Genomic DNA, 12,745 nt, shown 5'->3' with positions numbered 1-12,745 from the left:
CTCAAATTTTAAAATAGAGATATTATATATGGATAATATTTCGTTGTTTCTAAAATTCTACTTTAAAAAGAAATACCCAAGCATTTATCAAAGAAATGTATTTTCAATCAGTTGGATATACGTAATACCTTTATACTCTTTGAAACATAAATTTTATTGAATTATATTAAAATATACAGTCTCTCTGCTTATTGTATATAGATAAAAGTCCGTGTAAATAATCCTCTCTAAAGCTTAGAATAAAAAATTATTAAATAAAAAACGATGCTTTTACTAATATATTTCTATGAAGAGTTGTATAGATCTTCTATAGAGAAATATGTAAAACCATATGGAACAGCGTATGCCACTTCACATCGCTCTTTTTCAACCGGATATTGCTGGTAATACTGGAACAATTTTACGCCTTAGTGCTTGTCTTGGCGTACACGTACATATTATTGAACCAGCAGGCTTTAATTTATCAGATCGTAACCTTAAACGAGCAGGTATGGATTATCTTGAACATGCCTTGTTGGAACGTCACATTGATTGGCAACATTTTATTGAAACTATGAGACATTTTAACCGTCGTCTTTTGCTTTTGAGCACAAAAGCAAAAACATGTTATACAGATATACGTTACCAAAAAAACGATGTTTTACTTTTTGGCCGTGAATCAGCAGGTGTTCCTAATTATGTCTATGAAGCAGTTGATCATACATTAACAATTCCTATGCAACCACACGCACGCTCTTTAAATCTCGCAATGAGTGTAGCCATAACAACCGGTGAAGCTCTTCGCCAAATTGGTTACAATGAGATAGAAAGTGTCTCATGAAAAAAGAATCAGAGAATTGCTCATAAAAAACTTAGTTTTACTGCTCAATTTTTTCTAATAACTCATTACGATCCATTAAAAATCCGCTTTTAACCCAGATTTTTTCTAGCTCTTTAAGCTTTTGACCTAAAAGTGCTCCCTGAGCTAAACCTTTTTTCATCAAATCTCTGCCACTTATAGGGAAAGTTGGAATCTGCCATTGTTGAGCCAAGTGATAAAGTTGAAGATAATATTTTGCTTTTTCTAAAATTTCATCTTCATCTAAAATACCAGTACAGACAGATGCCAAGGATAAGGATAATTGATCTAAAACGGGCTGTCGACTATGAAAATAAATCAATTTTTTCACACAAACATCTGAACAGTTTGGATTGATAATCCCCAACTTTGCCCATTCTTTCAATCGCTTTTTCTCTTCATTAGACAAACGCAAACGATGAGCCATATCGTGAAGGCGTACGAGGTCAGGAGGTAGTAAACTTTCTAACCGCAGCAATGGATCTGCTTTCCAACCAAGGATACGCTCTATTTTCACAAGTGGGTGGATTGCATCAATACCCCATTTTTCTGTTTCAGGTAAAATGAGTGTTAAAATACCGCTTTGACGCATCCACAAAAGAGCACGTGTTGGATCTGAAGCAGTAAGAAGTTTTTTCATTTCTCCCCAAATACGCTCAGGTGAAAGTTTGTGCAAACCTTGTTTCAAAGAAATACATGCTTTCAACCCTTGTGCATCAGGCCGCCCTCCCCCATACCAAGCAAAAAAACGAAAAAAACGTAAAATACGTAAATAATCTTCACAAATACGATCCTTCGCAACACCGATAAAACGTATCGTTTTGCTTTCAATATCGTTCAAACCTCCCACTTCATCATAAAGCTGACCAGAAGCATCACAATAAAGTGCATTTATAGTAAAATCCCGTCGCTGAGCGTCCTTTTTCCAATCTCGACAAAAAGCAACTTTTGCATAGCGACCATCTGTTTCAATGTCAGAGCGAAGAGTTGTAACCTCATAGCAACATGACTCTATAAAAACTGTCACTGTACCAAAGTCAACACCTGTAGGAATAGCTTTAAATCCTTCCTTTTCTACGCGCTTTATAACCTGCTGCGGCAAACAGGTCGTAGCAATATCAATATCGCTAATGGGCTGATTTAAAAGCTGATTACGTACTGCACCACCAACAATACGTGCCTCTTCACCATCCAACGATAAAATACGAAGAAGTGTTTGAATATGGTTGTGTTGCAACCAGTCAACTTTTCTGAAATTTTGTGGTATGCTCATCCACTCAACCTTTTGAACAAATTCTTAATGCTTCTCCCCATCTAAGTAATCTTATCGCACAATAATTTGTAATACATTTCTCATAAGTTATAATTCTTGCCTCATTAATGCGCTTCTCCATCTGTGCACGAATTAAAAAAACAGCTTATCATACTTCTTTTTTCTTCATTTTCTGCTACAAATTATAAATATTTATTATCGTATAAAAGAAATTATTACTTTGCGACAACTGTTTTAAGGAAACAATATGAGTCAAGATGATACGTTATCTAATACCATCAAAAAGACTAGTATAAATAAAGATAGCCAATCGATCGTTGATGATATTGATGCAGCGTATAAAGAATTAGCTACTCTGCAAAAAGCAATCGACAAAGTTATTTTTGGTCAAAGTCACGTGATTGAATATACCTTAACGGCCATTTTGGCTGGGGGGCACGCCCTTCTTGTTGGCGTTCCAGGGCTTGCTAAAACACGTCTTGTTGAGACATTAAGCCTTGTTTTAGGGCTTGATGGAAAGCGTATCCAATTCACACCAGATTTAATGCCATCAGATATTATCGGTTCTGAAATTATGGACTTGGATAGAAATGGTAAACGCTTCTTCCGTTACATCCAAGGCCCTGTTTTTGCCCAACTTCTTATGGCAGATGAAATTAACCGTGCTTCACCCCGCACTCAATCAGCTCTTTTGCAAGCCATGCAAGAATATCATGTAACTATTGCCGGCACTCGTTATGATCTGCCAAAACCTTTTCATGTATTTGCAACACAAAATCCTCTCGAACAAGAAGGAACCTACCCACTTCCTGAAGCACAACTTGATCGCTTCTTGATGCAAATTGATATTGATTATCCCGATCTTACTACAGAACGGCGTATTATTTTAGAAACAACAGGTCAAAAAAGCCAAACTGTAAAACCAGTCCTATCATCTAAAAAATTGCAAAAAATTCAAACAATCGTCCGCAAAATACCTATCTCTGAAAATGTCGTTGAAGCCATTTTGAAATTAGTGCGTTCAGCTCGTCCAAATGAAGATAATTCCTTTGCAAATACTTACATTGCTTGGGGACCTGGTCCTCGGGCATCACAAGCTCTTTCACTTTGTGCTCGCGCCCGGGCTCTTTATCACGGGCGTCTATCCCCCTCACTTGATGACGTTAAAGCGTTAGCTTATCCCGTATTACAACACCGCATGGCACTTAATTTTTCTGCACGTGCTGATAATATAACCATCAAAGATATTATCACTAAGCTTGTGAAAGATGCTCTTTAATGGCTATTGGCAAAAAAGTCTCTAAGAAAAATTCACTGTCGTTTATTGCAAAACTGCATAAAGACGTAAGAAATATGCCTCATCTTCTTTTACAAGCACGCCTTATTACTAATACACTAATGGCTGGCTGCCATAATCAACGTAAACGTGGCAATGGAGATAATTTTTGGCAATTTCGTCTATATGTCGAAGGGGAATCTACGACACATATTGATTGGCGTCGTTCTGCACGTGATGAACACACTTACTTACGTGAACGCGAATGGGAAACAGCCCAAACAGTTTGGATTTGGCCCGATCAAAGTGCTTCCATGCACTATTGCTCACGCTTTTCCAAAATCTCTAAAGGCAATCATGCGATTATTCTTTCCCTTGCACTGGCGACACTTCTTGCACGAGATGATCAATATATTGCTATTCCTAATTTAATGGCTCCCACCATGACATCTAATATAGCAGAATGCATGGCAATAGCTTTAACAAATCACCAAGCTGAAAATTCATTTCCAAATTTCTCGGCCATTAATCGCTTTTCACAAGTCATCATAATTAGCGACTTTCTTGATCAGCCTGAACAAACCATTCAACATCTAAAAATTTTAGTAGCAAAGCAAGTTAATGCGCATTTAATTGAAGTTGCCGATCCTGCAGAAGAGTGCTTTCCTTACAAAGGACATACAGAGTTTTTCGATCCTGAAACCAAACAAAAGCTTCTTTTAGGAAAAGCAGAAAACATCCGTAAACATTATTGCAAACTCTATCAAGAAAGACGAGAAGAATTAATAAATTTCTGCTCACACCAAGGATGGAATTATCATGTGAGCACAACTGACCGACCTTTAAAAGAAACCATCTTGCAACTTACAAAGAGAATAAATGCCTCTTCACCTCATACAGGGAGGGCACTTTGAGTTTTGAAGCTCCCCTAGTTTTGCTCGGATTTTTGGCTTTACCAGTTATTTGGTGGTTGTTGCGCACAACACCTTCCACGCCTCATAAAGAGCCTTTTCCTCCCTTACGCTTCTTGCTCAAACGAACTAATCAGCAAGAAACAGCTAACCATACACCTTGGTGGTTGTTATTGCTACGACTCGTTATGATAGCATTAATTACTATCGCCTTAGCACGCCCTATATGGAACCAAAATCCTGTTATTTTTTCCGGATCTCAACCGCTGGCACTTATTATTGACAATGGATGGGCTTCTGCTGAAGAATGGAAAAAACGTATTACTGTTGCAAAATCCTTACTTGTACAAGCAGAAAAACATGAAAAAGACATTTATTTACTTGCAACAGCTGAAAACAACACCCAAGAAATTGGCCCCTTTTCTGCAGAAGTTGTAAGACAACATTTAATACATCTGCAACCTCAACCCTGGCCCATCAATCGTGTGCAAACATTTAAAAAACTTATTGAAAAAACTGGTGAAAAACCTCTTGATATTGCCTACTTAAGTGATGGCTTACAAACAAACGAAGATAAACAAGTTCTCACTTTCATTGAACAATTAAAGCCTAAAACACTCTTATGGTATTCAGCTGACATTTCTCACTTGATTGGCATAACAGGTATAGTCAATAATGATGGAAATATCGCAGCACGTGTTATTCGCGCAACCACTCATGATAAGTCTATGACGACATTAAGTCTTTATGATTTGAAAAGTCAGCTTCTTGAACGTTTTACAGTACACTTTCATGAAGGAGAAACAACAGCTCTTGTCCCCCTTAATTTACCGCTTGAATTACGTAATGACATTGCGTGGATAAAAATTGATAACCATGCTCAAGCTGCTGCAACTTTTTTAATTGATAGCCGTAACCAAATAAGTCGCGTTGCTCTTCTATCACCAAGCGTTAATGAAATGGTGCAGCCTTTATTGTCTCCACTTTACTATGTCATCAAAGCATTGCAGGAACATGCACAGATTATAACAGCTGGTGGAGGAGAGCTTTCAATTGATATTGATCACTTACTCAAACAAAATCCGTCTGTTTTCATTATGGGTGACATTGCTAATATGTCAAAAGTAGCAGAAAAAAAACTATCTAATTTTGTAAATAAAGGGGGAGTGCTTATTCGTTTTGCTGGGGAGAATTTGAGTTCTACAGAACAATATGACAGTTTACTACCTGTACCACTACGTTCTGGTGAACGTTATCTTGGAAGTACTATGTCATGGGCTAAACCACAAAAATTAGCACCTTTTGCAAAAAATAGCTTTTTCTTTGACCTTCCTTTTCCAGAAGAAGTTACTGTTTCACGTCAAATCTTGGCAGAACCAAGCTCAGATCTTTTTGAAAAAACATGGCTTAGTCTTGCTGATGGCACACCTCTTCTCACAGCTGCTAACTATGGAAAAGGCATACTCATTTTTGTCCACATTGCGCCTGATCCTACATGGTCAAATCTTCCGCTTTCTGGATTTTTTGCGCAAATGTTGCAAAAGCTTACCACGCTTCGTGTATATGACCAGGAACCCCCTATAAAAACACAGGCAACAACAGCACAAAGCCCTTGGCGAACATTAAATGCTGATGGTCAATTACAGATACCCTCCCCTCATATTGCTCCACTTGTTATTGATGTACAAAAACTACCCCTTCCATCCTATGATACCCCACCTGGATTTTACGGTTCTAAAAATAATCTTTATGCATTGAATTTATTAAATCATTCATCACATTTAACAAAACAATCGCCATTACCTGCCTCCTCAGGTAATGACCCGTTATCTTATGATACACAAGAGAAACATTTTGCTGGACCACTTCTAGGGCTGGCTAGCCTACTCTTAGCGCTAGATAGTTTTTTAGTTTTATGGATGGGAGGAGCTTTTCTTTTTAATCGACGAAGTAATATATTTCTCTTACTACCTCTGATAGTAAGTTTTATCGTCTTATTGTCTTATCCACCAATCACTCATGCACAAACTGTAGAAAAGTATGATGAAATCATAGTGCAAGCAGCTGGAGCCACCCACCTTGCTTATGTTGTGACTCATAATCATGAAATTGATACAACAAGTAAAAGTGGCTTGGAAGCACTCAGTCAATTTATCTCAGAGCGTACAATGCTTTCACCCGGTTCTGTTGTAGCGCTTGATCTTGATAAAGATGAACTTTCTTTCTATCCTCTTATTTACTGGCCTATTGACGCTGATGGCCCCATGCCAACGCAAAAAAGCCTTGAAAAAATAAACGCTTTTATGAAACATGGTGGTACAGTTTTATTTGACACGCGTGATCAAATAAGCGCCAATCTTAACCTTGAAGAAACTGCTACCCCAGCTACACAAAGATTGCGTGCTATTTTAAGCAAATTAAATATCCCAGCCATTGAACCAGCATCAGCTGATCATGTTATTACTCGTTCTTTTTATATTATGCCTGATTTTCCTGGACGCTATCGTGGCTCACCTTTATGGGTTGAAGCATCATCAATAAATAAAAAAAATAAAAATTCTATTGCTACTGGCGATAATGTTAGTTCTCTTCTTATCACTGCCAATAACTTCGCTGGTGCTTGGGCGCTAGACGAGAAAGGTACATGGAAATACCCACTTGTTCCCAATGATCCTATGCAACGCCTATGGGCATTTCGTGCAGGACTGAATATTGTCATCTACATGCTCACAGGTAATTATAAAGCCGATCAGGTTCATGTTCCTGCATTGTTAGAGAGCTTTAACAGAAAAAAAAGTCAATGATACCATCGATCACTTTTCAGTCTCTTCTACCCATCCCCTGGCTTCTTTTTTTAGGAGGACTTCCCACTTTTTTTATTATTATTGGCCTCATTACGAAGCGCCCTGGAGCCTTGTTGCGTCTTATAGCATTGAGCTCAATCATTCTTGCTTTGCTTAATCCAATGATAATAAAAGAACAGCGCCAACCTGTTAAAAGCACTGTGGGTATTGTAATTGACCAAAGCGAAAGTCAAACATTTAGTACACGTGCAGATGATAGTCACAAAGCGCGCATACAATTAACAAATGAGCTATCCCACTATCCACAATTTGAGCTGCGTTTTATTGAAGCTGGAAAACTTTCTGAAAACCATTATGCACCATCAACAAATTTATTTAATGCTCTAACACAAGCTATAGCTGATATACCCCCATCTCGCTATGCAGGAACAATTTTGATCACAGATGGACAAGTGCATGATATTCCAAAATTATCAGAACTTCATGATAGTGCACCAATTAATGCTCTTATAACAGGGAGATCTAATGAATTTGACCGTCAAATTAAATTTATTTCTCCTCCCCGCTTTGCTCTTATCAATAAACCACAAGTACTTTCCATCTTGGTAGAAGATAAAGGCCAACCTCAAAAAGCTATACCAGCGCAAGCAAACATTTCTATAAGTGTTAATGGTCAAGAAGTTGGCCGTTATTCTGTAACTCCTGGTACTATTTTTCAAACTGAAATCACTCTTCCTCATGCTGAAAAAAATATCATTCAAGCTACAACTGATACTTATGAAGGTGAATTAAGCTTCGATAATAATCGCGCCATTGCTGTCATTGAAGGAATTAGAGAAAATTTGCGTGTTCTTCTCATCTCGGGTACACCTTACAATGGTGAACGTACATGGCGTGACCTTTTAAAAAGTGATTCCAATATTGATCTTGTTCATTTTACTATTTTGCGTCCACCTGAAAAAGCAGACAATACGCCTGTGAGCCAATTGTCACTTGTAGTTTTTCCTACAACCCAGTTATTTGTTGAAGAAATCAATAATTTTGATCTTATCATTCTTGACAGCTTCCAACATTCCAATGTGTTACCATTGATTTATTATGATTATATTACTCAATATGTACAAAAAGGTGGGGCATTACTCATAGTAACAGGGCCTGAATTTGCTAATGAACAGTCACTTGCTAAAACACCTTTAATAAGTGTTCTACCAGCATTACCAAATGGTACTATTATTCAAAAACCTTTCCGCCCTACATTAACCAAAGAAGGTGAACGCCATCCTGTTACGCGAGGTCTTGCTACCCCTACCCACCCAGCCTCTCAATGGGGGCGATGGCTACGACAAATTGCAATTCAAAACACAAACAAAAGTATTCCTATTATGAAAGGAGCTGATGAACAACCGCTTTTGCTTCTTTCACATACTGATAAAGGCCGAGTAGGTATGTTGCTTTCTGATGAAAGTTGGTTGTGGGCACGAGGTTTTGAAGGGGGGGGGCCTTACGCTGCTCTTTATCGTCGCATTGCTCATTGGCTCATGAAAGAACCAGAACTTGAAGAAGAAAGATTAAGTACTGTAAATGATCATCATCATTTAACAATTCGTCGACAAACACTTAAAGAGCAGCCAGAGCCAACCGAAGTAATCTTCCCCTCTGGCAAAAAACAAAAGATCATTCTCACAAAAGAACAAGAAGGTGTTTTTACAGGAACTGTAAATACTGATGAAACAGGAATCTTTACCATCCACAATGGTGATCAAACAGTGCTCTCTTCTATAGGCGCACTCGATAGTCTTGAATTTTCTGATTTAATTTCAACAGAAGAAAAACTAACCCCTATCAGCCAACATACTGGCGGTCATGTAGTACGTTTGCATCATGAGAAAAAAGATGGCATTCACCTTCCCCCCATTAAATTGATTCAAACGAAAACAAAATTAATATCTCCTCGTGCCCAATCAATTGTTCTGAAAGAAGCAACAGAAACCCGTTTGGTTAATACCTCATATTTTCCAATCTTTTCTGGATTTTTAGCTCTGATCACCTGCTTTTTACTACTCAGCAGCATGTGGTATCGTGAAAATCACTAAAAATTCTAAGCGATCTTTTAATCGCTTCAAGATAACTTAAATCTATTTTACAGGAAAAATGTATATTAGCTACATGAACGATAACGTACTTTACCATGTGCTGTTTTTAACGCATCTTCTTGTAATTCTAAAACTAATAATCGTTGGGGATTCACTGGCGCAGGCATTTGTATTTGCCCATGTTGTACATTTTTAAAATTGAAACGGCCATAGTAATCCTTATCCCCAATTAAAATGATCAAAGGAACATTACAATTTTCCGCCGCTTGTAATGCCATACGTACTAATTTGCTTCCTACACCAATATTTTTATGGTCAGGCAGAACAACAAGAGGACCTAGCAAATAAGCAGTTTGTATACCAATGTATATAGGAGTCATCCTCACAGAACCAATAACATGGTCTTCCAAACAAGCAACAAAAGAAAGCTGACGATCATGCTTACCATCTTCTCGCAGTAAATAACTTGCACGCACAAAACGACCCGGACCAAAAACTATTTGATTAATTTGCTTAATTTGAGCATCATGATCAATTGTTTCAGGCCAATAACTTATCGTATTATCAGTTGCAGAAAAGGGAGTACAAGATTGAGAAGTAGACGATAAGTTTATCATAGATCATTCCTAAAAATTAATATGCAAACAAAAAGCTAATTATTTTAGTTTTAAAAATTTTGATTCATTGTCACTATTTTTTCACACATTACCCAACCCATTTGAAAAACCTTGCTTTTAGCACTTTTTTCTAACACCGCAAATGCTTGCAAAGTTTTCTTAAAACTTTCTAGCAAACTGTTCTTACCTTAACCCCTCTACCGCTCCCAACAATAAACCGGCTATTTTTCTATTGCCTAAATTGTTTTCAGTACTATGCTAACATTTATGTTTTATCTTGCCCATATATCGGATGTGCACCTTTCACCTCTCCCACAACCTTCTTTATCTGAGCTTTTTGGGAAGCGTCTTACTGGCTATTTAAATTGGCAAAAAAAACGCAAAAGCCAAATGACAACAAGTGTTTTAGACACTTTAATGCATGCATTGAAAAAGGAAAAACCTGATCATCTTGTAATTTCTGGTGATCTCGTCAATCTTTCTCTAGATAAAGAATTTGAACAAGCATGCCGTTGGTTGTGTGCACAAGGCCATCCTAAAAATATTTCTTTAACGCTTGGTAATCATGATGCTTATGTTCGCGGAGCATTTCAAAAAGCCTGTATCGCCTTTCAACCTTGGATCACAGGTGATATTCCTCAAAATAATGTTTTTCCTTATATGCGCGTTCGCGATAATGTGGCTATTATCGGTGCTTCTTCAGCCATCGCTACACCATTTTTCCAAGCTGCTGGCTATTTTGATAAAATGCAAGCACAGACTTTATCTCAATTTTTAAATGAAGCTGCAGCGCGTGATCTTTTTCGTATTGTGATGATACATCACCCTCCTTTTCATAATGCTACTTCTTGGTATAAAAAATTATGGGGTATAGAAAAATTTCTAGACGTTATAAAACACCATGGTTGTGAGCTTATTCTTCACGGCCATACCCACTTACCTACATTAAACTTCATTGAAGGAAAAATGAAAAAAGTTCCTATTGTCGGTGTTTCTTCCGCATCACAAGCTTTTGGGAGCAAGAAACCACCTGCCAATTTCAACTTGTTTACTATTGAGCGCTCTTATCAGCAATGGCACTGTCAATTACAACGTTATAGTATTATTAATCGAAAAAATGAAATAATGTGTACTGAAAAAACTGAGCTTTAGTATTTTAAACTATTAACCCCAAAATATCCTGTGGTTCATCCTTCTTAAAACAATATTATAATCAACCACAAAACTCAGAGTTTCTGATATAATAGCTGTAATATTATCAAGTATAATGCCGCATATTTTACCGATGCATTGATACATTACTTTCATATAATATCCCACTATCATAGAAACCCCCTACTAAAATAAATATCTACAATAATCCATGATTGCTATTTTTATAGCTATACAAAATTCGATTATGCATTGTGCATAGAAAAAACAAATAAAAAGGAAATTTCTCACAAAGAAGGAATAGTCATTGTACCAGGAAGAAATTTGGCTTCATTTTCAGGTTCTATATGAATAGTAATACGTGCATTTTTAAATTCAACTCTAATTGCTTCCTCAACTTTATTACAAATCTGATGTGCTTCTCCCACCTGCATTACAGTTGGTACAACTAAATGAAACTCTATAAAAGTAACCCTACCAGCAATACGTGTGCGTAAATCATGTATTTCAATAGCCCCACATGCATTTGCTAAAATAAGATCATTAATCCGCGTGGTTTCATTTAATTCAACTCCAACATCCATTAATCCTTGAACAGAATTATGAATCACTTTCCAACCCTGCACAAGAATATGAATAGCAACCATTATTGCCAAAATTGGATCTAAAACAGTCCATCCACTTATAAAGGCAGCAATAAGTCCTACTAAAATGCCAAAGGAAGTTAAAACATCCATCATTACATGCGCTCCATCAGCCTTAAGAGCTGGTGAATGATGAATTTTTCCTTGTTGAATAAGAATTAAACCCCAAAAATAATTTATAATACAAACTGCAATATTAATACCAACCCATATTCCAGGTTGTTGCGGTAATTCAACAGCTGAAAGAGCCAGCCATGCTTTTCTTAAAATCATAATTGCTGCAATAATGATCAATACACCTTCAAAAATAGCAGAAAAATATTCTGCCTTATGATGCCCAAAAGGATGATTTTGATCAGCTGGTTTAAGACTTATTTTAACAGCCCACCATGTTGCTAATGCAGCAATTATATTAACAATTGATTCCAAAGCATCAGAATAAAGTGCAACCGAACCGGTAATCTGATAAGCCCAATATTTCAAAGCAAAAACGATACAAGCCACTAAAATAGACCATAGTGTCAATTTTTGTATCTTTATCTTTGTACTCATAACCACACACCATTCTCTATTAAATGAAGCACAATATTTTGAGCAGCATACCTATAAACATTATTGATATGCCTTTACACCATTCCTCAATATCAGATAGCTTTAAAATAAAACAATTACCGTAGGCCTACTGTTCGTGCAACAATTGCCACACCACAAACCATACTAAATCAACTGTAACGACTTGAATGTCTCCCATAAAAAGAAGAGACAACTCTTAAGGCGATACCAGATTTATCAACCCAACTGTTATAATTGCTTATTGAATAGACAGAACACTCTTGTTGCTTTATAATTGAGAAACAATTTTTTTAAACACACTTTATACTTACGTAATACTTACATATTTCTTATGACCATTTTCATTCAGCATAGCTGTTACTGCATAAAGAACAAAAAAGCCAGTTAATATTATTGTTGTGATTTTATTCCCAAATGCATTAAAACTTATGGTTGTTAGAAATAATTCTACTTAAAGAAAAACCATAAAGTGGACAGAATACTCATCACAAAATTTTTATTTTGTGGTCTATAACGTGCAATTCAAAAAATTATTTTTAGCCATAGAAAAAAGCATTTTTATAA

At 36.7% G+C, this 12,745-nt stretch carries 9 protein-coding genes; 6 read left to right on the top strand and 3 right to left on the bottom strand.

The genetic code is table 11. From position 1 onward, the window contains the following. The first annotated feature begins 343 nt into the window (after positions 1-343). Entirely contained in the window at positions 344-820 is a 477-nt protein-coding gene (locus ME3_RS02355) for a tRNA (cytidine(34)-2'-O)-methyltransferase (protein WP_007476769.1), read from the top strand. A 37-nt stretch (positions 821-857) separates the two neighbouring features. On the opposite strand, the gene ME3_RS02350 is transcribed toward ME3_RS02355, so the two are convergent. Continuing rightward, positions 858-2,111, bottom strand: coding sequence for a CCA tRNA nucleotidyltransferase (locus ME3_RS02350; RefSeq protein WP_007476768.1), 1,254 nt, complete (start codon positions 2,109-2,111; stop codon positions 858-860). 247 nt (positions 2,112-2,358) lie between these two features. Between ME3_RS02350 and ME3_RS02345 the strand changes: the two genes are divergently transcribed. From ME3_RS02345 to ME3_RS02330, 4 genes are read left to right on the top strand one after another with little or no spacing between them, the layout of a single operon-like run. Further along, complete coding sequence (locus ME3_RS02345; RefSeq protein WP_007476766.1) at positions 2,359-3,390, top strand: AAA family ATPase; 1,032 nt, start codon at positions 2,359-2,361, stop codon at positions 3,388-3,390. Then, complete coding sequence (locus ME3_RS02340) at positions 3,390-4,301, top strand: DUF58 domain-containing protein (RefSeq protein ID WP_007476764.1); 912 nt, start codon at positions 3,390-3,392, stop codon at positions 4,299-4,301. Before ME3_RS02345 ends, ME3_RS02340 begins: the two co-directional genes overlap by 1 nt. Beyond that, a complete protein-coding gene (locus ME3_RS02335; RefSeq protein WP_007476762.1) occupies positions 4,298-7,102 on the top strand; it encodes a DUF4159 domain-containing protein in 2,805 nt (934 codons plus the stop codon). Before ME3_RS02340 ends, ME3_RS02335 begins: the two co-directional genes overlap by 4 nt. Beyond that, positions 7,099-9,195: a hypothetical protein gene (locus ME3_RS02330; protein ID WP_007476760.1), complete on the top strand. Its 2,097-nt coding sequence runs from the start codon at positions 7,099-7,101 to the stop codon at positions 9,193-9,195. Before ME3_RS02335 ends, ME3_RS02330 begins: the two co-directional genes overlap by 4 nt. 65 nt (positions 9,196-9,260) lie before the next feature. Here the strand turns inward: ME3_RS02330 and ME3_RS02325 are convergent, their stop codons facing one another. Further along, on the bottom strand, positions 9,261-9,812 hold the full coding sequence (locus ME3_RS02325) for a GNAT family N-acetyltransferase (RefSeq protein WP_007476758.1): 552 nt from the start codon (positions 9,810-9,812) through the stop codon (positions 9,261-9,263). A 255-nt stretch (positions 9,813-10,067) separates the two neighbouring features. Here ME3_RS02325 and ME3_RS02320 point away from each other — a divergent pair, with 255 nt between their 5' ends. Then, on the top strand, positions 10,068-10,964 hold the full coding sequence (locus tag ME3_RS02320; protein ID WP_007476757.1) for a metallophosphoesterase family protein: 897 nt from the start codon (positions 10,068-10,070) through the stop codon (positions 10,962-10,964). Between the two features lie 287 nt (positions 10,965-11,251). Here ME3_RS02320 and ME3_RS02315 read toward each other — a convergent pair whose 3' ends face one another. Continuing rightward, positions 11,252-12,160: a cation diffusion facilitator family transporter gene (locus tag ME3_RS02315; protein WP_039952480.1), complete on the bottom strand. Its 909-nt coding sequence runs from the start codon at positions 12,158-12,160 to the stop codon at positions 11,252-11,254. Positions 12,161-12,745 lie beyond the last annotated feature (585 nt).

The sequence above is a fragment of the Bartonella melophagi K-2C genome (genome assembly GCF_000278255.1).
Classification (GTDB): Bacteria; Pseudomonadota; Alphaproteobacteria; order Rhizobiales; family Rhizobiaceae; genus Bartonella; species Bartonella melophagi.
Note: the sequence above shows the minus strand (reverse complement) of the source record. Positions and strands in the feature narration are given on the sequence as shown.